This is a genomic window from Pseudoalteromonas sp. AWH4_217, from assembly GCF_056161105.1.
In genome coordinates this window covers 32622-52970 of the sequence record NZ_JBSWYM010000009.1, presented here as the reverse complement: position 1 = coordinate 52970, position 20349 = coordinate 32622, and the positions used below count along the sequence as shown (strand labels likewise).

16 protein-coding genes are annotated in these 20349 nt (G+C 45.6%); 5 read left to right on the top strand and 11 right to left on the bottom strand.

From position 1 onward, the window contains the following. The first annotated feature begins 30 nt into the window (after positions 1 to 30). Complete coding sequence (locus tag ACXAH1_RS12660) at positions 31 to 1518, top strand: tetratricopeptide repeat-containing sulfotransferase family protein (protein WP_475197165.1); 1488 nt, start codon at positions 31 to 33, stop codon at positions 1516 to 1518. Here the strand turns inward: ACXAH1_RS12660 and ACXAH1_RS12655 are convergent, their stop codons facing one another. After that, positions 1519 to 2424 (bottom strand): alpha/beta fold hydrolase, encoded by a 906-nt coding sequence (locus tag ACXAH1_RS12655; protein ID WP_475197163.1) that lies wholly within the window; start codon positions 2422 to 2424, stop codon positions 1519 to 1521. A gap of 167 nt (positions 2425 to 2591) precedes the next feature. Here ACXAH1_RS12655 and rlmF point away from each other — a divergent pair, with 167 nt between their 5' ends. After that, complete coding sequence (gene rlmF / locus ACXAH1_RS12650) at positions 2592 to 3458, top strand: 23S rRNA (adenine(1618)-N(6))-methyltransferase RlmF (protein WP_475197161.1); 867 nt, start codon at positions 2592 to 2594, stop codon at positions 3456 to 3458. A gap of 14 nt (positions 3459 to 3472) precedes the next feature. Here rlmF and ACXAH1_RS12645 read toward each other — a convergent pair whose 3' ends face one another. The 4 genes from ACXAH1_RS12645 to ACXAH1_RS12630 all read right to left on the bottom strand — a co-directional run bounded on the left by ACXAH1_RS12645 (position 3473) and on the right by ACXAH1_RS12630 (position 6872). After that, positions 3473 to 4054, bottom strand: a complete 582-nt coding sequence (locus tag ACXAH1_RS12645; protein ID WP_253049828.1) for a thymidine kinase — start codon at positions 4052 to 4054, stop codon at positions 3473 to 3475. Between the two features lie 63 nt (positions 4055 to 4117). After that, on the bottom strand, positions 4118 to 4948 hold the full coding sequence (locus ACXAH1_RS12640; RefSeq protein WP_475197159.1) for a type 2 periplasmic-binding domain-containing protein: 831 nt from the start codon (positions 4946 to 4948) through the stop codon (positions 4118 to 4120). 72 nt (positions 4949 to 5020) lie between these two features. Continuing rightward, complete coding sequence (locus tag ACXAH1_RS12635) at positions 5021 to 5485, bottom strand: methylated-DNA--[protein]-cysteine S-methyltransferase (protein ID WP_475197158.1); 465 nt, start codon at positions 5483 to 5485, stop codon at positions 5021 to 5023. A 28-nt stretch (positions 5486 to 5513) separates the two neighbouring features. Continuing rightward, on the bottom strand, positions 5514 to 6872 hold the full coding sequence (locus ACXAH1_RS12630) for a DNA-3-methyladenine glycosylase 2 family protein (RefSeq protein WP_475197157.1): 1359 nt from the start codon (positions 6870 to 6872) through the stop codon (positions 5514 to 5516). Between the two features lie 358 nt (positions 6873 to 7230). Here ACXAH1_RS12630 and bfr (ACXAH1_RS12625) point away from each other — a divergent pair, with 358 nt between their 5' ends. Beyond that, entirely contained in the window at positions 7231 to 7701 is a 471-nt protein-coding gene (gene bfr / locus ACXAH1_RS12625) for a bacterioferritin (RefSeq protein WP_046003410.1), read from the top strand. A 9-nt stretch (positions 7702 to 7710) separates the two neighbouring features. After that, positions 7711 to 8175 (top strand): bacterioferritin, encoded by a 465-nt coding sequence (gene bfr / locus ACXAH1_RS12620; RefSeq protein WP_475197155.1) that lies wholly within the window; start codon positions 7711 to 7713, stop codon positions 8173 to 8175. 58 nt (positions 8176 to 8233) lie between these two features. Here bfr (ACXAH1_RS12620) and ACXAH1_RS12615 read toward each other — a convergent pair whose 3' ends face one another. Beyond that, positions 8234 to 8428 carry a (2Fe-2S)-binding protein gene (locus ACXAH1_RS12615; protein ID WP_010380974.1) on the bottom strand — a complete coding sequence of 65 codons (195 nt, stop codon included), beginning with the start codon at positions 8426 to 8428 and terminating at the stop codon, positions 8234 to 8236. Between the two features lie 330 nt (positions 8429 to 8758). Here ACXAH1_RS12615 and ACXAH1_RS12610 point away from each other — a divergent pair, with 330 nt between their 5' ends. After that, positions 8759 to 13255, top strand: coding sequence for an EAL domain-containing protein (locus tag ACXAH1_RS12610; RefSeq protein ID WP_475197154.1), 4497 nt, complete (start codon positions 8759 to 8761; stop codon positions 13253 to 13255). A gap of 42 nt (positions 13256 to 13297) precedes the next feature. On the opposite strand, the gene ACXAH1_RS12605 is transcribed toward ACXAH1_RS12610, so the two are convergent. The 5 genes from ACXAH1_RS12605 to ACXAH1_RS12585 form a co-directional block, all read right to left on the bottom strand. Next, positions 13298 to 16057, bottom strand: a complete 2760-nt coding sequence (locus ACXAH1_RS12605) for a hybrid sensor histidine kinase/response regulator (protein ID WP_475197152.1) — start codon at positions 16055 to 16057, stop codon at positions 13298 to 13300. 319 nt (positions 16058 to 16376) lie between these two features. After that, positions 16377 to 17267 carry a cation diffusion facilitator family transporter gene (locus ACXAH1_RS12600; RefSeq protein ID WP_475197151.1) on the bottom strand — a complete coding sequence of 297 codons (891 nt, stop codon included), beginning with the start codon at positions 17265 to 17267 and terminating at the stop codon, positions 16377 to 16379. 109 nt (positions 17268 to 17376) lie between these two features. Continuing rightward, entirely contained in the window at positions 17377 to 18087 is a 711-nt protein-coding gene (locus ACXAH1_RS12595) for a nuclease-related domain-containing protein (RefSeq protein ID WP_475197150.1), read from the bottom strand. 13 nt (positions 18088 to 18100) lie between these two features. Beyond that, a complete protein-coding gene (locus ACXAH1_RS12590; protein WP_253049810.1) occupies positions 18101 to 19090 on the bottom strand; it encodes a WD40 repeat domain-containing protein in 990 nt (329 codons plus the stop codon). A 183-nt stretch (positions 19091 to 19273) separates the two neighbouring features. Beyond that, positions 19274 to 20299 carry a WD40 repeat domain-containing protein gene (locus ACXAH1_RS12585; protein WP_475197149.1) on the bottom strand — a complete coding sequence of 342 codons (1026 nt, stop codon included), beginning with the start codon at positions 20297 to 20299 and terminating at the stop codon, positions 19274 to 19276. Positions 20300 to 20349 lie beyond the last annotated feature (50 nt).

Sequence of the window (20349 nt, the reverse complement as noted above, 5' to 3'; positions counted from 1 at the left end):
CTATAGCTATTTCCCCTTTTTATTTCTATCATGTATAAAAAACTTCTTTATAACCACATGTTACTGCTAGAAAGAGCCTCAGAATTACTCGAAGAGAATCGCTTGCGTGAAGCCGAGTTCATGTTTAAACAAGTCCTGAAACAAAACCCAAAAAATGGCAAAGCCCTGTTTGGCCTTGGCAGGATCTGTATGCGACTTGAGCAATATGACAATGCCATATACTATTTAAAACGCGCGTGCGAACATTTACCAAAAATGCTCGATCCCTTGTATGCGCTGGCCGATGCATTTATTGCCGTCGGATCGCCCGTTGATGCCAAAACTGTGCTCGAATATACGTTAAGCGTAGCAAGACATAATGCACAGGCCCACTACCATCTGGGTCAGTTTTATCTGGACTATGGCTTTATTGATAACGCTCGAAATGTCTTCGAGGCCGGTTTATCCTGCCCCCACTCTGCGATTACCGTCTTTATGATCCACGAGTTGATCAAACTCACTGAAGGTGAGAAGCTCAACGACTATCTGGCGCTACTCGATTCATTGGCTGAAGATATCGACAACCCAAGAGTACAGATAGTGGTCCATTACGCTAAAGCAAAAGCCTTTGAGAAGTTATCAGACGTAGACACCGCGTTCAGTCATTATCAGCAAGCGAATTCAGCTCAGCACGATATGTGTGATTTCCACACATCTGCTATGTTGCCCTTTTTCGAATACCTGAAACAGAGTTTTAATCAAGACTTCTTTGACAAGCCAGCGGACAAAGTAAAAGCGACTTTTACACCCGTGTTTATCGTCGGTCTGCCACGGACTGGTTCTACCTTACTTGAACAAATGCTGATCCAGCACTCACAGGTTGGCTCAATGGGTGAGAGTACAGTGATCAGTGACGATATTGTGCCCTATCTGAGCATGCGTAACGAAGCCCCGTTTCCGGACTGCGTAAAAACACTCAGTACCTCCATGCTCGATCATTGCCGTAATTTGTACGTTGATGAGATTAAGCGACACCGTGTTGCAGAAGAGGCGGTGATAAACAAGCTGCCAGCAAATTTTCAGAATATTGGCCTGATCTATAAAATGTTTCCTGATGCTCGCTTTATACATATAACCAGGGAGTTTATGCCCAATGCCTGGTCAGTCTATAGTAATCATTTCGCAGAAGATGAGCCCTACTTCTGCTCTTTGCAGGAGTACCAGCTTTACAGTGACATGACGGACGATGTAATGACGCATTTTAAAGCCATGCTGCCCCGAAATATTCATACTCTGAGTTATGAAAAGCTACTTGAGCAACCTGAACGAGAGATTAGAAAGGCCCTGAATTTTATGTACCAAAAATACGAGCCTGAGTGTATGGAATTCCACAAAAGCCACAAAGTGGTCACAACGCTGAGCAAGGCACAGGTTCGCAAACCTCTTAATTCTGCGCCTCTGATTAACTGGAAAAAATTTGAAGCACTGATGACTAAGGAATTGGCGATGGAGCAACCCGGCGCTAAGTCGCCTGTGTGATCAGGCTTCTTTGTATTGCTCAAACCAGGCAAGCAGATCTGAAAACTGATCCTGACGTGCACCGCTGTGGGTCAGCATATTGATGTGATCATAATCATGCTGATGACCATAGCGCCGGCCATACACTTTTATCTCCTGAACGCCTGTGCCTGACTCAGCCATAAACTTTTTAATGTCAATGGGCTGCGCAAGAGCCTTATCTTTGACTCCTGCTATATGCAAAGTCGGCGGTAACGCACGGTCCTTAAGTGCTGCCGCATAGTCAAAACCATCATCACTATCAACCCAAGGTTTTCGCTTTGCCCACTGTACGCTTTGTGCGTGAGACTTACGCGTCTCATTGTCCGACCCCCATTTAAGCCGCCGAGCCGGAAGATAGCCATGCTTGTTGACCTGCCAAAATGCCAATGTGTACCAAATCAAATTAGCTTTGAGCAACTTTTCTGGATGACGATTATACAGGCTACGTTTTGTCCCAAAGTATACACAAGCACTGACATGTTCACGCTCTTGCTCAAACCGAGCCAGTACACTGTTTAGCAGCACGCCTCCCCAAGAGTGAGCGACCCAAAACTGTGGACGTTTACCTGTTTTATCTGTGATAAATTTTAAAATGGCGGGGATATCCTCAATGATAGATTCTGTCTGCCCATGCCTGTCTTCCTTGCTGATGGCCGGCTTGCTGTCTCCTCTGCCACGCAAATCAGCCACAAAGCATTGATAACCCTGCTCTGCCAGAAAAGGGGCAAGCCCTTTATTACTATGGGTGTAAAAAATCTTTCCATTCTCGACGGCGCCATGCAACATCAACACCGTCGGCCCCATTGCCTGCTCATGGTAGATATGGCGAAGATGCAGCTGGTATCCATCTGACACTGGTACAAAGAGAGAGTTTTGCTTGATCATGCTAGATTAATTCATCATTGTTTAAACTCATCGTACCAGCCAGACATAGTCATCGCAAGATTGCCTACTCGTGCCTGTTCCTGCTTCCTTCGGCAAAGTAGCGGCGCGAGCAACAGAATTTAGATATAATGCACAATCCACCAAGTAAGAGAATTGACACATACCTAATGCACGTCAGAAATAAACACCGACAGGGCTACGATTTCGCCCGGCTTTGTACTGCAAACCCAGCTTTAAAGCAGTACCTCATCACCAGTCCACGTGGAGAGGACACCATAGACTTTGCCGACAGAGCAGCCATTGTGGCATTAAATCAGGCACTTTTGTCCTGCGACTATGGAGTCAAGTTTTGGCAGTTACCTGAGCCTTTCCTGTGCCCACCTGTGCCCGGACGTGCGGATTACATTCATGCCCTGGCGGACTTACTGGCCGACGATAACCATGGAACTCCCCCGACGGGTAAACAGATCCGTTGTCTTGATATTGGTACTGGTGCCAACTTGATCTACCCCTTGATAGGTCAGGCTGAATATGGCTGGCACTTTACAGGTTCAGACATAAACCCGATGGCAGTATCGGTGGCGCAGACCATAGCCAAAGCTAATGGCCTGGGTATTAAAGTCAGACAGCAAAAAGATGAGCGGGCGATTTTTCGCGGGATCATCTCTGCAAAAGATCACTATCAGCTCACCCTGTGTAATCCCCCTTTTCATGAGAGTGAACAAGCGGCGCAAGCGGGCACGGCAAGAAAATGGCGTAATTTGGGTAGAGCACAACAAAGTGCTAAATTGAATTTTGGCGGTCACGCACCTGAACTCTGGTGCCCGGGTGGCGAACTGGCGTTTATCAAAACCATGATCAAAGAAAGTGTGATGTTCGCAGAGCAGGTTGGCTGGTTTACTTCACTGGTATCCAAAAAAGACAACCTGCCAGCGTTAAAAAAAGCACTGCAAGCTGTCAAGCCAAGCGATATCAGAGTTATCGAAATGCAGCAGGGCCAGAAGGTCAGCCGCTTTATCGCCTGGCGCTTTTAAAATCAGGGCAGCGCTCAAAGCTTATTGAGCTCTGCCTTATAATGCTTTCTACAAACCGATACGTACCGATCATTACCGCCAATTTCAACCTGAGCACCATCCGCAATCGCGCGTCCCGAGGCGTCTAGTCGTAACACATGATTCGCCTTACGGCCGCAATGACAAACTGTTTTAAGTTCAATCAATTTATCTGCCCAGGCCAGTAAGTACTGCGCCCCTTCGAATAACTCACCACGAAAATCCGTTCTTAGCCCGTAGCAAAGTACGGGTATACCCAATAAATCGACCACATCGGTCAACTGCGAAACCTGCTGTTTACTCAGAAACTGGCTTTCATCTACCAGGATACAGTCCAGCGGTTGCTCATCGTGGTGTTTGTTGATAAGGCTTAACAGCTCCGTGGCTGGCTCATAGGTATGCGCGTCAGCTTCAAGGCCAATACGAGAGGCCACTTTGCCTACACCCGCACGGTCATCAAGCGCCGCGGTAAGAATAAACGGATTCATACCCCGCTCTCGGTAGTTAAATGCAGATTGTAAAAGCGTTGTGGACTTACCAGCATTCATTGCTGAATAATAAAAGTATAATTGCGCCATGGTATATGTATCAGCCGCTAAAAATTCGCGATAGTCTACCCAAACTGCCGCAGATTAGCCAGCTTACTCAAACACATGCCATGACGGTTGCGAAGGCACCTTACTGCTATCTTGTGTATCACCGGGATAACTTTGCCTGTTTATATACGCAATATAAATGTGATGAAGTTCAGTGGTGCTTAATGAGGACCACAGGGCAAGTGCTGTTTCACTATGTAGCTCTCTGAACTGTTTGGAAAACGTAAGATAACCAAAACTGATGTCTAAAGGCGGATAAACGGCTTCTAACTGCCGACGATAAGGGAATGCTGACACCGCTTTGCCATCGACCTGACACAAGCCAAAGGTGCCGTGTACCTTGCCCTTGAGTACAAGCTCAAAGGCATCACTTTGCGAGTCAGTATTCAGTATGGTGTATTTATCACTGCCGACAGAGTCAGCCACGGAATAACCTCTGGGCACAGCAAGGTTAATGGGATAGTGCTGGGTGCTCATGGCTGTTTTCAATTGTGCCATACCGACCAAACACGTTCCCAGCCGGCTGATTGAGCTAAGTGTGTTCGGCGACCCATCTTCATTGAGCGGGTAAGACAGAAAGGACTCCCGAGCAGGACGATAGCTGGCGATAACGGCATCCACCCGGTTTCGTTTAATTTCATACAGGCAGCGTTGCCAGGGTTTACGAACAAACTCAAACTGCACACCGCCAACTCGAGTCTCAAGAAGGCGTAAAATCTCAATGGTTGCCCCCGGGTTTTCTCTGGGTACATCCAACCCATTACCCAAAAAGAAAGGTGGGATATGCTTATCTTCATAACACAATCTGACAGACACTTTTGCGCTGGCGTGGTGAGCGACAAACAAAAACAACAAAGAGATTAAAATAAATCGCATTAAAACAGACTTTAAGTCGGGCTTTCTCTTATTATATAACCCACCTGATGGCTTGGCTACGCGGCGCAAACATTACAAGGTAATTTTTATCCCTTCATGGGCAAGCAGCCATGATTTTCTGTCCAACCCACCAGCATACCCTGTTAGTTTGCCATTGGCGCCTATGATCCTGTGGCAAGGTACGATAATGCTAATTGGGTTCTTGCCATTTGCCGCACCAACGGCTCTGACAGCTTTGGGATTGTTTAGCTCTGCCGCCATCCAGCCATAGGTATTGGTTTCACCAAAAGGAATGTCACATAGCAATCGCCACACGGCCTTCTGAAAAGGGGTACCTTGTGTATCCAATGCCACATCAAATCGTTCACGCTTTCCTGCAAAGTATTCTGTTAATTGAAGGCACGCTTTATCAAGGTGCCGGTTTGTTCCCTCAGACAAGTGTACCTTGGGAGCAAAGCCGACGTAAGAAAGCCCCTTATCACTCGCCTGCAACGTGATCTCGCCTACCGGACTTGCCAAATGTGTTTGAATCATCATAGTTTTTCTCCACTGAATCAATGCTTGCTCAAGTTAGTTGCTGCCACAGCTGAAAAGTCAGGTAACTTCTGAAAGGGGCACAGCTGGGTACATCGATCTGCCCTAGCCGGTCAATTGCTTTTTGTACACCTAAATCACCACCCAGATAAATATCAGGTGCGCTCAGACCACGCATTTTAGCGTAATCCACGGTCCAGGGCCCTATCCCTTTGATTGTTAGCCAAGATTCAGGCATACAATCCGGCTCTGATACATAGTGCTGCGCTAACGCAATAATAGCGAGTTTTCGACGCGCGGGCATTTTGAAAAATGTCAGTTCAGATCCTGCTATCGCTTGCGGACTTGGAAATTGAAACGTACCATCCGCTTGTTGATTACCGAGCTGCTCCACCAGTTTGATCATTAGGTTCTTTGCCGCAACAACACTGATCTGCTGGCCCAAAATTGCCCGAATACCCGCTTCAAAAGGCGTCCAGATCCCTGGTAGCCTGAGCCCATCCTCAAGAGACATGTCGGGACACTGCCGCCGTAAGTGTGATTCTATAAACACAGTGTCAGCATCCAGGTCCAGCACCCGACGAATATTACTCACAACCTGGGGTAACCCTTTAAGATCGTTGATCTCAATGCTTACCCTGAAACGATTTTTTTGCTCCTCAAACCTGGCTGTAAAACGACCATGATAAACCCCCAAATTAAAATTGCGCCCATAAGCCATACCTTCTAACCACTCCAACGGCGTCACCAGCCGATGTGCCAAAAAGCTTCTAAGGGCTGACCAGTTATAAGGAGGGCGAAATGACATCATCAATTCGATCTGACGACTTGCCTGAACACCTTGGCGCAAGCTTGACGGGGTTATCTGATAAAGTCGGCTGAATGCATCGTTAAAGCGCCGCTGCGAGTTAAAACCACAAGCATACGCAATCTCAGTGACAGGTAAGCTTGTTTGCTGCAACAATTGTTTTGCAAGATCACATTGCTTATAAAGCGCATATTGCTTTGGTGCGATGCCATAATACTGTCGATATAATTTACTCAGATAACGCGAGGTTATACCCAGTTTTTCTGCCAGATGCTCTACACTCCCTGCACTCAGAAAGCCTCCATCTATCAGACTCTTAGCCCTGACGGCTGTCGTTTGTGTCCCCATCCAGGCATAGCTGCCAGGCGCACTATCTGGCCGACAACGGATACAAGGCCTGAATCCTGCCTGTGCTGCATTATGGGCATGTTGATAATATTCAACATTGTGCTCTTTCGCTGCGGGCGCAGGGCAAATCGGGCGACAATAAATCCCGGTGCTCTTAACAGCGACATAGAATAAACCGTCGAAGCGGGCATCCCGACTTTTTCGCGCATTTGCGCATACTTCTGAAGACAACATGTCATCACTCTTCTTTGCAACTCACACCCAGTATAACCGAATCATGCGCCCATACTCGCCATATTCGGAACTCAATAAACACCGCAAACTGCGATATATCTGGTGCCATTATGCGCGCACTGACCGTGAGTTTATAGGTATGATCGGGTATCAAATGACATATCGCCAAGCTCTGTAAATTATCGACAGCAAAACACACACCGCCTATTGCACCTGATTGCTATTTAGAGTCCAAAAACTGAACTGAAATGAGAATAATAATCAGTTTTTAATATGTTGATTTATAAAGCATTTTTGTTGACATGTGAATTTATATACGTACACTGGCGGCAATTTAGAACGAATTGAGGTGACACATATGCAAGGCAAGCAACAGGTAATCGATGCATTCAACGCGCTACTGGCTAACGAATTGGCAGCCATTGATCAGTACTTTATTCATTCTCGCATGTATGACGACTGGGGACTGAATAAGCTTTATGAGCGTCTTAATCACGAAATGGAAGAAGAAACCACCCATGCGGACTGGCTGATCAAGCGCATCCTCTTCCTGGAAGGTGTCCCAAATATGACTAAACGCCGCGATCTGCTGATCGGTAGTGACGTCAAATCCATGATGGAAAACGACCTCAAGCTCGAGCTGGAAGTGGTAGAAAGCGTTAAACATGCGATCAAAATCTGCGAACAAGAGCAGGACTACCAGTCAAGAGCGGTTCTGGAAAAACTGCTGTTTGATACAGAAGAAGATCATGTTTACTGGTTAGAACAACAGATTGGGCTGATTGACAAAATCGGTATCCAAAATTACCTGCAATCTCAGTTGGCATAAGGAATCATCATGAAAGGCGATAAAGCAGTTATTAACGCACTCAATACTGTGTTAGCGAACGAGTTAGTTGGCATTAACCAGTACTTCCTGCATGCGCGTATGTTTAAGGATTTCGGTTTCACTCAGCTGGACAAAGCGGACTATAGAACCTCAATCCAGAAAATGAAAAATGCTGACCGACTAATAGAGCGCATCTTGTTTCTTGAAGGATTACCAAACCTGCAAGACCTGGGTAGACTCAAAATTGGTGAAAACAGTGAGGAAATGATTGCGGCCAACATGGCTTTTGAGCAAGCATCCTTAGGGGATCTGGTTGACGCCATCGCTTTGTGCGAAGAAAAGCAGGATTACATCAGCCGCGAAGCACTGGACAATATCCTCAATGAGCAGGAAGAGCAGATAGACTGGCTGGAAACTCAGCAGCATCTTATCAAAGTCACTGGTATTGAAAATTATCTCCAGACTCAAATGTAATACTAAAAAAGGGCCATAAGGCCCTTTTTCTCGAGAATGCTATTGTTTATATCGGGTATTAAGCGACCTGCTCAGTCACATCCACAATATCAATGAGCTTTTCGTTCAGTATTTTCTTAGCACAGTTACAGCACTTACCGCACTGTGAACCCACACCCAGCTCTTTGCTCAAATCGCGCATTGACCTTGCACCATCATCAATTGACTCGGCGATTTTTTTATCCGTGACACCGTGGCAAATGCAGATATACATAACTGAAAACCATTCTCAATAACTTTAACTGAGTACAATTTTAATCTAAACAAAAATGGTTATCAACAACAAATACGGAAATAATGAGAATAATTCGTAGTTGCATTGAAGTGAGTTCTGATACACCTTTTAGTTCAATGGTTTATAATTTCGTTGTGGCAGGACTTTTTTCTCAAAAAAAGCGATACGTCAGCATTTTTGTGAAATCTCATTCTGCTCACCATATAAATTGGTATAATTAGCATAATCTGAGCAAAGTATGACTCAGCGAATGTTACTGCACAAAAACGTGAATGGACTGCTCACTGATGTGCGCCCGGGAACGTGTGAATGAACAACTGGCTCAAAGCAGTTATATTGTCGTTATTATTATTATGCCATCACTGTGTGGTTGCAGAGCCCTATTATGCAAATCAGATCAGCCGACTGTCAACGCAAGAAGGACTGTCCCAGTCCAGTGTTACCGGGTTTGCACAGGATAAATACGGCTATATCTGGATAGCGACCCATCAGGGGTTGAACCGTTTTGATGGCAACCAGTTTAGTGCTTTTCATGGCCAGGAGACCTTCTCTGGTAGTGACATTATTTTGATCCGCTTGTTAGATGATGATCAGCTTTTTATATCAACCGTCCAGTCCGGAGCATTTTTACTCAATACCAATACGTTTTCCCTGATTAAGTTATTTTCCCGGGACAGTCGTCAGGGTATTGCACCTGATGCCGCTGTAAGTGCTGTTACCCAATTTGGTAGCAACTACGTCATTGCCATTGAAAACATGCTGTATCAGATAGATACCAATACCTACACTTCACAACGCTTAGCTACTCTACCAGATGGTGCTTATATCCGGACTTTGCTAGCATGGCACGGTACGTTACTCGTCGGCACAGAAACGGGCCTCTTTCAGTTAGACAATAGCCAGCTCGTTTCACTTAGTCATTTAGGTCACACAGAAAAATCAGTGCTCAACAATAATGTAAAACTGCTCAAGCCCGATCCCGCACTAGGGTTACTTGTGGGCACTGTAGAAGGCTTGTTTGTAATTCCGGCCAGTGACAAACAATTGCAAACCGAACAAGCTTATCAGCTTATTCCAAATCTTAATATTTGGGCGCATGAACAGGGTCCATACGGGGAATACCTGGCGACAGACTCAGGTTTATATCTTGTAAATCGCCGAAACCACGACGCCAGCAAAATACTTTCATTTAATGAAAGTCGCTACCTGACTCCACAAAACACCATACCAACCATGCTATTGGATAACCATGGCAACATATGGATGGGCTCCAACAATAGCGGCGCATTTGTTTGGCCAACATCGGCTTACCGTTTTAAGTTACTGGCTTTTCACGAAGACAACTTCAACAATAACTTCTGGGCGATTCATCAGGACAACGACAGATCGCTCTGGCTCGGGAGTGATGACGGACTGCATCACTTTTCGGCCAATAATCACTCCAGGTTGACCCAAAGTTATTTTAGAGACGAAAATCGCAAGCCAGCTTATGGTAGTCATGCTGTCTATAATATCTACGCCTCGCCCTATTTGGCAGACAATATCCTACTGCTCGATACCAAAACAGGTGTAAAACAGTTTGATATTCAAACCGGGCAAGTTTCCGCTCTGGCAGGATCGGGGGCACCTCTCCCGGTGGGTGATGCGGATCACCTTGTTGGTTCATTTATGGTCGATCAGCGTACTTTGCTGTTTCATACACATCATAATATTTTTCTATATGATCTGGCGCTGCAAACCATCACGCCACTGAGTGAGCTGGAAGCTCAACTCGACAACCTGCAAAACCTGTTGTTTTTACCTGCCAGACCCGGCAGACCGGATGAACTGCTGTTTAGTACGGTCGAGGGTTTACTGAGTTATAACAGACAAAGCCATGAAATAAGTACTATATGGCAATCCCATATCAAGCCGGGTAATGCATACCCCGCAGTAAACGACTGGGAGCAAGATAGCCAGGGGCGGCTTTGGCTCGCAACCAATAGTATGGGGCTGGTGGCCCTGGAAACCAGCAGTTATCAACCGATTATACATCTCACAGAAAATCAGGGACTGCACTCGAACACCCTATATGAGATTGAACGCGACCTGCACAATAAACTTTGGATAAGCAGTCAAAGTGGTCTTTATTCTCTTAACCTGGCGTCACTGCAACTCAACCATTATGACCACAGAAACGGGCTGGTCACCAATGAGTTTAACTTAGGTGCTAGCCGAGCCTTATACTCCGGAGAACTTGTATTTGGCACACCCAATGGTGCGGTTAAATTTAATCCCGACGCCTTTATTTTGTCCTCCGGTGCGGAAAGGATCAGGTTTTCAAATGTGCAACTGATGTCCAGGCCCTTTCTGGTGTCACCAGCACAATTACATGATCAGGCTCTGCAGTTCGAATATGATGATATGGGGTATCGATTTGAGTTTAGCCAGTTTAATCTGTTTGGCGTGCGGCAGCATTTTATTAATGCACGTCTGTCCGGCCCTGTTTCTGCAGACATCCAAAACATCAAAAATAACTACTTGTTTTTTAATAACTTAAAGCCAGGTAAATATACGCTGTCGCTAACGGAGTACAGACCGGGAAGCAATGAAGTGCTCTCGGACTCGCAGCTTCATTTTCAGGTTAAGCATGCCTGGTGGAATACACCGCAGGCAATGGTAAGCTATGTGCTGTTAGCACTAGGCTCTCTCGCTATTATCTATCGCAGACACCGCCTAAAGCAGCGCGCTTTGCAGCAGACTTTCGATGAACTTGCCCATGCAAAAGCCCAGATAGACTTAGCGCTTAAAAAAACACAGAGCGGATTATGGAGTATGGATATCCAGACTCGGCAAATCTCCTTGCTCGGCAACTCGAAAGGCCCAAGTCAACGTAAGCCTTTATCTCTGGAGTCATTTTTTGAGAAGGTTCACCCACAAGATCAAGAAATGGTGCAACGTCAGTGGGCACGTTTTCTGGCAGCACCAGACAGTCAGCTGTCTATTACGTATCGGATTTATTCTCAACAACAAGGTTGGCTGTGGTATCACGATCTCGCCAAAGTCAGTGAATGGAATACCGATGGAAAGCCGCTCAGAGTCTCAGGAGTATACAGCAACATTACTGAGCACAAAGCAAGCCAGCTGAATGCCGCGATGTTTGCACAAGCCCTATCCCAGATCCAGGATTGGTTATTGATCCTGGATAACAACCTGCAGCTGTTATCCGTAAACCAGAGTTTATCCGATGCACTGGATCTTCATGATCATGACCCACAGGAACAACTGACACGAGCAAAATTAACAAAGTTGCTGGGCCGACAGCAACTCGGTCAGCTACTGGCCGCGCTACGAAAAATACAAGTTCGTGAAAACATTAAGCAGGAAGTCGACATTACTTTTGATGATGATCGACACAGTACAGTCCAGCTCAGTATCAATGCCATTGCCGATGAGCAGGGCGATATTGAATTTCTGGTCATTGTGGGCTCCGATTTATCACAGCAGAAACAGGCACAAAGTGAGCTTCGTTACCTGGCTAACTTTGATGCCCTGACCGATTTGCCCAATCGAAATCTCATGCTCCAGCACATTGAGTTTGCGATTTATAACGCGACCAAAAATAACACTGGGTGCGCATTATTGTTTATCGATCTGGACAAGTTCAAACCCATTAACGACGCCTATGGCCACTCAGCTGGAGATCAACTCCTCATTGCAGTCACCAAAAGGATCAACAGTGTATTGACACAGCACTGCATACTGGGTCGACAAAGTGGCGACGAGTTTATTGTGTTGGTTAAGACATTCGAAGACATTGCGCAGGTCACTGAACTGGTACAGAAAATGATCAGCAACCTGTGTAGTAAATATGACGTGGATGGTATTTCAATGAGTATATCGGCCAGTGTGGGGGTCGCTATCTTTCCATTTGACGAGCAAACTGCCGAAGGCTTGCTTCGCAACGCGGATATCGCCATGCTCAGTGCCAAGCAAAGTGGCAGAAATAACTTTAAGTTCTTTACCAGTGAAATGAATGCTCACATGAGCAGAAAACTCAGCCTGGAGGCTGCTCTCAAAGAAGCTGTTGAAGACAACCAGCTCTATAACCATTATCAGCCAATCATAAATACGACAAATCACGCTCTTACGGGTGTGGAACTTCTGATGCGCTGGCAGTTAGATTCAACGCCGGTTTCACCTGCTGAATTTATTCCCATTGCAGAGGACGTAGGGCTGATTGAACGAATGACAACACAAGCCCTGCGTAATGCACTGCAAGAGCTGGCTCCATTTTTTCAGCAACAGAGTTCATTTTATCTGTCGTTGAATTTGTCACCTCAGCATATTATGCGTGATAATCTGGCGGCATCACTGAACAGCATTATCACTGAGTTTGATCTGAGTAGTCATCAGCTCAAGTTAGAGATCACCGAAACCAGCTTTCTGGCCGACAGGCATAAGGCCAGCAAAACCCTCTCTGAGCTTAAAAAGTTTGGTTTTACACTGCTTCTGGATGACTTTGGCACAGGCTATTCTTCGCTTACTTACCTGAGCCAGTTTCCTATCGATATTATAAAAATTGATCAAAGCTTTATTCGGACCCTGGAAACACATCCCCACAATCGCTCGATTGTGAAAACCATTTATATGCTTGCTCAAAATCTCAACATGGCCTGTATTGCCGAGGGCGTTGAAACCGCTCAACAACTCAGCTTTCTCAGGGATTTAGGATGCGAGTACATGCAGGGGTATTATTTTTCAAAGCCGCTTAGTGTAAAAGGGCTATTTGAAAAGTATCCGCCCGATGTTGCACAGGTAAGCTAACTGACGGGCATACCATTGTATGCCCAAGCAGAATTTGGTTGTTTAGCCCTGCCACCTCAGCAGGCATTGATACAACGCATCGGGCTCAATGGGTTTAGACACAAAATCATCCATACCTACCTGCAGGCATTTAACCCTGTCTTCATTAAAGGCATTGGCTGTGATGGCCACAATATAGGGTGTACCATAAAGCTCCGGGTTTTGCCTTATTCGGCGCGTACAGTCAAAGCCATCCATATTTGGCATCTGACAGTCCATCAACACCAGAGGAATATTACTCCCTTTCAACAGAGCCAGTGCATCCAGGCCATCATTTGCCTTGGTCAGGCTACACCCTGTATGATCCATAAGCTTAGCGGCAACGATCTGATTTATGGGGTTATCCTCAACCAATAAAACATTTACACCACGTAAGTTTGGTGCGTTAACCTGTTGTTTCTCTTCATGCTGAGCTTCTCCTGGTTCAGCAGGAATAATCACAGAAAATGTACTACCCTGACCTGAGGCACTTTCCACCTCAATAGAACCGCCCATAGCTTCTACCAGCCGCTTGCAAATCGTTAATCCCAGACCCGTTCCGCCATATTTGCGCGTGGTAGAGACATCAGCCTGAATAAACTCGCCAAACAGCAGTTTTTGTTTTTCCTTCGCAATGCCAACGCCGGTATCTATGATGGCGATATGTAAAGCACCATTAATATATCGAGCATTCAGCTTAATACTGCCCTGCTCCGTAAACTTCCCCGCGTTGCTAAGCAAATTATTAATGATTTGCGTGACTCGCAGCTCATCCAGCAACAGATATTCAGGTACCGAAGCATCAACATCAGAACTAAACGATACCCCTTGCTTGACACCAGTTTTGCAAAACGAGGTTGTCAGAGCATGCAATACCTTATGAAAGGCAACATCCTGCTTGTCTAACTCTAGTGCTCCGGCTTCTATTTTTGAATAGTCGAGAATATCATTCAATATTAACAATAAGTTATGCGCCGACTGATAAATAATCTGCAACGACTCAGCGGTCGCCTCGTCGAGTGTATTGCGCTGCATATCCGCAGTCATACCAATGATGCCATTGAGTGGCGTGCGAATCTCATGGCTCATGTTGGCCAAAAACAAACTCTTAGCGGAACTGGCTTTGTTTGCCCTGTCAAGCGCGTCAATCAGCTCTTCCGTTTTTTCCTGAACCTGCGTCTCTAACTGGGCGTTAAAGTTTGTCAGCTGAGCATTCAGAGATTGATTTTCCTGATTCGCTTTTTGCAGCTTTTTAAAACTCATTGAGAGCTTGAATGCCAGTTGGGTAAATTGCTGTTGTAACGTAATGACTTCGAGAAAAGTCGCTTCTTCTTTGGGCGACAAATCATCATTGCGACTGGCAGGATCAAAACTATTGAGCCGGCTACTCAAGTCATGCATTGGGTTAATCAACATGCGGGTCAGCTTACTCACCAGTACACTGCTGAGCGCGATAATAAACAAAGCAAGGAAAAATGATTGCCCCCAGGCAGATGCAACCGCCATATTGACGTACTTTCGCTCAATTAAACTGATGACCTGCCAGCCAAACTGCTCGGAGCGAACACTTCGTCGATAAAATACTTCTTCTGTTTTACCTATATACAGGTTCTGATTGTCATTGGTTAACGTGTCCAGGGTAGCGTCATTGATCTCATCGAGGGTATTAAAGTCAGACTTTAATGAGCTAAACACCACCTTATTATTACTATCGAGTATCATCAGGTGCCCCATATGAGACAAAACTCGGGGGATAAACTGCTCAAATGTGTTGAAAAATACCGAACCTTCCACGATCCCGGCGAACTCGCCTTGTTGATAAACAGGCGCCGATATCGCCACAATCGAATCATCACCAAAGCCTCGGCCACGGAATATCCCTGAAACAAACCCACCAGGGTAGTAAGGCGCCTGGATAAAATACTGACGATCAGAAACTGCAGGTACTTCTCCTGCGAGACTCGTTCTTAAGGTATCTGGATAAAAGTGAGTCACCAGCCCGGACTGCTCTGCCGTGATAGCGGTTCGAATATTGGGATAAGACTCGACCAATCGGGTTATCGTCTGTTGCTTGTCCAGACCCCTCTCAATATTATAGGCAGCATCCGCCAGTGCCCTGCGATGATTGCCCAAAAAGCTGTCTATGCGCTGTGCAGTTGTATTTGCCACGTCGCTCAGCTGCGCCCTGACCTCATATTCAATGCGCTCATAGTGGCTGTTAGTCAGCATAATCGTTGTGACCAGAACCACCAGAATGATAAGGTGGCTGATCATATAATTTAAAATACGATACAGGGGCTTGGCTTGCCAAAGTTGTTTGAACAAAAACAACGACAGTAAATCAACAATAACCAGACAGATTGCAGCATTAATAAAATACTTAGCCAGAGCAGTCATGATCACAAGCAGGTTGAGATCAAGGGCAAACTTGCCAAACAGGAAGAGCAATGGAACGCCAAATAGCACCCAAAATGCTAACCCCCGCATAAACAGAGGCTTATTGGGCCTGACACAAAACACCTGTAACCAGGCAATCTCTAACAAAAATACCATAGAGGGCCAACAGTGGCCCCAACGGTAAAAAATAAAAGCCGCACCAATTGCCACACACAATAGTGCATAGCGCCAACCCAGCGACATTAATGCAAGAATTACAAACAGTTGCCCAAGTAAAAACTCGGAGCTATCCAGGAACCATAAAGGTAACAGGTTTGCAAAACCACCTAACAACCCGAGTAAAATCGCAATTGCTACCTTAGGTAATGCTTTAATTTTCCCAAACAATACTCAGGCTCCTCTGGCTCTAAACACTTTCATGCAGCTGTATAATACCAATTTCACTTAATACCAGGTCAATTTGAAGGAGCAAATATGACGCTAACGGTGTTAAAAATTTCTTATTTAGAACAACTAAATAGCAAAATTTTTTGTCTGGTTATCGAGCATATTTTCTCGCCTCAAAGCAGACCACTTAATTAAGCAAATTGGTATAAACAACCGCCTGCATCTATTCAAAACAAATGTCGCCTGACTTGCGCTGACTTATGAATTAAATTTTACTGATACTGTTAAAAAGTAAAGGAAAAATCGAGTTTTGCCAAGTTTAGTGGTCGGGACAATCGTGGCTTTCTATTTGCAAAACACATTGTTTAACCGCAAAGCCATTCATCAGGGTCCGCTCGACTTCCAAACGACAAGCCTCATCGTGCATTTCATTGGTACAGTGATGTTTCAGTACAATATGCGCACCAACCGTCAACTGGTTGTCCAACATAGTCACGGTGACGTTATGAACACTGTCGACATGCTCCGTCGACAGGATTGACTGTTCCAGTTTTTGCACATCGGGCAACAGCTGCGCTTTTTCTCTCAGCCCCTGAATACAGGTATAAATAACCTTAATTCCTGTAAACAAAACAAACACCGAAATCAGCATACTGGAGACAATGTCAATGACTTCCCAGTTAGTTAGGTGAATAAGTACACCCGCTACAAAGGTAGAAATAGTAGAGAGTAAGTCAAAGAAAGAGTGTAAAAACACTGCGTAAACATTGATGCTATCTTTGCGCCCTTTATATAACACCCAGGCTGATGCACCGTGAAATAAGAACCCAACCGCCGCAATACTCGACATCGCAAACGCATTTACGTTCAAATCATGGCCTTGACCATGATGTCCAAGGCGTTCGCCGCCTTCAAGCAGAATAATCACGGCAATAGATAAGTACAGCAGGCCATTGAGCAGACCGCCGGTATACTCAGCTTTTTTGTAGCCATCGTTGTAGGTTTTGGCCAGTTTAATAGCAACAGCTGAAGCCAGTAGCGCAATAAACAATGAACTATTGTGCACAAAGAGGTGTCCAGCATCGGCAAGCACCGCCAGTGAATTGGCGTAATATGCACCAATAACCTGAATAATCATAAAGGTACAGGTGAGTGCAAGTGCGATAAGAAGTCGATTACGAGACGCTTGGTGTGTAGTCAGATCGGTCATTCGAGCAGTTTAATGCCTTATAAAATACAGCAGGGGAAATGATAAAGAGTCGCAATTGTACCCTGAATTCAATGACTGCGCATCAAAAATGTCTGTGCAGAACTATATTTCAGGCACTAAGCCGCTTGTGATGGTCACCATAGGCTAAAACAGCTTGTTCAAATAAACGAGTTTGCTCATGGCTAAACTGACACCGGGTATATCTGAGTATATCCAGTGCAACCTCGCTCACGGTACAACAGTCTGCTGGTCGGGTTGGGCTAAACTCAGCTTCATCAGGAAAAACCGCAATCCAGCGTACACCAAACGGCGTATTGAGCACACTGGCCAGTGTTGACGCGCGTTGTGCCGCAGCAGAAAGTGGATTCGGCAGATAATGTGTTTTGTTTTTGTAGCGACAGGGCCAAACCTGGCTATCTGTTTCAACGGCAATAAGTCCCTTCTGGTCAATCACAACAATCACGAAGACACCAAAAGGCGACAACACAACACAATCAAGAGACAGCGCTTCAAGCTGGTTTGGATATAAGTGACGGCTGAGGATGGTGTAATTCTTTGCATCGAGAGAACTTGCCAGATTTTGATAGACCTGCCATTTTTGTTTTGCACACTGTTCTTTGTCAGAATGACGCTGTTGTAAATACAAATATCGCCCCAGTGCCCACAACAAATAAACACAAAAACATAACGCAATCAGGTTTAAAGCTGTTAAACCCGTTACCTGCTCTGCGACAGGTTGCACAGCATTATCTGGCATGGTAGTGGCACCAGAAACACCACTACTGATAACCCACAAGCAAGCCCAAATCCATCTATTCATGCCCTCACCTTTTTTAGCGTTGAGCCAACGCGTTAAGCGTCCACGCCTCCAAAATACCGTCACTACTCAATGTCAGAAGCGTATTTCTATCGGCCGCATACATATCTATGATAGTGGCGCCGTCGTGCACAAAGTCAATCTGCCATGTTCCAAGCTCTTCGCCATTTTGTGTATTCCAGATACTTAAATGAGACTTGGACGACGACGTTGCCAGCAGTTCACTGCCTCTTATAAACAGAGCCTTGCGAAATACTTTAAACCGCGACATATATTGCAATTCACTGATACTCTGCCCGTCAGTCAGCGACGTAACAACTTGTTCATTCAAGGCATCCGAGGCAAACAGTGCCGAGAAATCATCACTGACAGCAACACTGGTTACTCTGTGATCAAACTCTTTCATAAAAATAGGCTCTGCTGAGCCAAATTTCCACAGCGCCAGCTTGCCATCCTGCGCACCGGTGACAAATAGTTCCCCTTTTTCGTCCCAGAAAACATGCTGAACTGGCCGGGAATGCGGTGCAAAACGGTTATTTATCTGTGTATGTAAATCCGCCATATTGATGGTGCCATCGGCCATGGCAACAATGGCCTTGTCATTTTTAGGCGAGATGGCCATTGCGGTGATCACCGCGCCAGGAGTCACACCACCAAAAGCAACTTTAGTCACCAGTTTACCTTTATTAAGCGACCAAAATGCCAGCTCTGTCTCACTGGCAATCACCAGCATCTGCAAATCTTCCGACAGTGCCACATCCCTCACAAAACCGGGGGTTTTTGCCTGCGGTACGGTAAACTCCACATGCTGGGTAGCAACATCCCACACCTGGATTTGTTTTTGATTGTCAAACGTAACAAGCTTACTGCCGTCCTTTGAAAAATGACCCAGTGCGATGCCACTTTCATTTAACCTGCCAACGTTTCCCTTACTTAGCTGAACTTCTTCACTGCATGCACTCAACAAGACCACACACAATGTCGCCAGCAATACCCTTAACCACATAATTTTACTCGTGACACCACAAAAAACGCCATTATACGTGTATTAACAGAGAGTAAAAAGTACACATATATTCTACCTGCTAAGAAACTCGCCTCTACGCGTACATTATCCAAAATGGGACTCTCGCTCCATTACAACTCAATAACACACCATTCGAGAAATCAACAGCAAGAACCGCACCATTCACTGGCGGCCATTTACTAAGGTGTTGATCTGCCACAATTCAATAAAACCATCACTGCTCAGAGTGAGTAGTTCACCGCGTGAATTGGTATGCATATCCAGTATTGTCGCGTCCCGGCTGTGTGCTTTGATAAAATAGGCGCCAATTTCCTGACCGCTTTGAGCATCCCATAGCGTCCACCAGGCTTTTGAAGACCCAGTCGCTAAATAGCGTTCATCATCACTGAATACCGCTGCACGAAACCACCTGAAACGTTCCGGGTAACTCAGACTGACGTCATACTCTGTGCCAGAATAAAGCGAAAAAATACGCTGCTCATTAAGTGCATCGGACGCAAATAACCGGGTTTGATCATGACTCTGTGCAATGCTGGTTATACGGCGCTCAAAAGCAAAGCCGCGCTTTGTCTCTAGGGTGTGACTATCAAACAGCAGTATCTGACCATCGTGACCCGCACTCAGCAGAGCCTGGCCCTGCGCACTTTTCGCGACATGTATCACTTTGCTGTTGTGGAGCTTGGCTTTTTTAACCAACTGGTTGTCAAGATCAAGTAAGTTGACAGTCCCATCATTGAGTCCAACCAACAGATGGTGTGGGCGAGTATATAAACGTAGCGCTGACACTTTCGCCAGCTCATCGCTTGGGTGAACAGTAACGGTTCCCAAAAGTTTTCCTTGCTCAATATCCCACACTTCAACAAACTGACGAAAGCCGATGGCGAGTTGTGTGTTATCTTCACTGAGACTGAATGCCAGAATATTGCCCTTTTTAGCATCGCTTGCGGGGACAGGATCGGCTAGCTGAAACAAACGCAGTTGCGTTGCGACGTCAAAAACGGCAAGTTTATCTCCGGGGTCATGCAAGACGGCATAACGACCATCAGCGGAAAACTGACCCTGAGCCCCACTTTGCTCTAAATTGACCAATTGCGTGTCAGTATCCTGAAGTGGCTCCTTACATCCGGTCAAATTCAAGACGATAGCCATATACAAACCAACGAAGAGTTGTTTTGCTAATTGAGTCACCAGCCTCACCTCCTGTTTAACCTGTAATGTGCTGTAATGTACAAATATTA

Coding starts and splice junctions, on each gene's coding strand:
- ACXAH1_RS12640 (WP_475197159.1), bottom strand. CDS start 4,948: ATGCGATTTATTTTAATCTCTTTGTTGTTTTTGTTTGTCGCTCACCAC.
- ACXAH1_RS12610 (WP_475197154.1), top strand. CDS start 8,759: ATGAACAACTGGCTCAAAGCAGTTATATTGTCGTTATTATTATTATGC.
- rlmF (WP_475197161.1), top strand. CDS start 2,592: ATGCACGTCAGAAATAAACACCGACAGGGCTACGATTTCGCCCGGCTT.
- ACXAH1_RS12635 (WP_475197158.1), bottom strand. CDS start 5,485: ATGATGATTCAAACACATTTGGCAAGTCCGGTAGGCGAGATCACGTTG.
- ACXAH1_RS12590 (WP_253049810.1), bottom strand. CDS start 19,090: ATGTGGTTAAGGGTATTGCTGGCGACATTGTGTGTGGTCTTGTTGAGT.
- ACXAH1_RS12630 (WP_475197157.1), bottom strand. CDS start 6,872: ATGTTGTCTTCAGAAGTATGCGCAAATGCGCGAAAAAGTCGGGATGCC.
- ACXAH1_RS12660 (WP_475197165.1), top strand. CDS start 31: ATGTATAAAAAACTTCTTTATAACCACATGTTACTGCTAGAAAGAGCC.
- ACXAH1_RS12645 (WP_253049828.1), bottom strand. CDS start 4,054: ATGGCGCAATTATACTTTTATTATTCAGCAATGAATGCTGGTAAGTCC.
- bfr (WP_475197155.1), top strand. CDS start 7,711: ATGAAAGGCGATAAAGCAGTTATTAACGCACTCAATACTGTGTTAGCG.
- ACXAH1_RS12655 (WP_475197163.1), bottom strand. CDS start 2,424: ATGATCAAGCAAAACTCTCTCTTTGTACCAGTGTCAGATGGATACCAG.
- ACXAH1_RS12600 (WP_475197151.1), bottom strand. CDS start 17,267: ATGACCGATCTGACTACACACCAAGCGTCTCGTAATCGACTTCTTATC.
- ACXAH1_RS12595 (WP_475197150.1), bottom strand. CDS start 18,087: ATGAATAGATGGATTTGGGCTTGCTTGTGGGTTATCAGTAGTGGTGTT.
- ACXAH1_RS12615 (WP_010380974.1), bottom strand. CDS start 8,428: ATGTATATCTGCATTTGCCACGGTGTCACGGATAAAAAAATCGCCGAG.
- bfr (WP_046003410.1), top strand. CDS start 7,231: ATGCAAGGCAAGCAACAGGTAATCGATGCATTCAACGCGCTACTGGCT.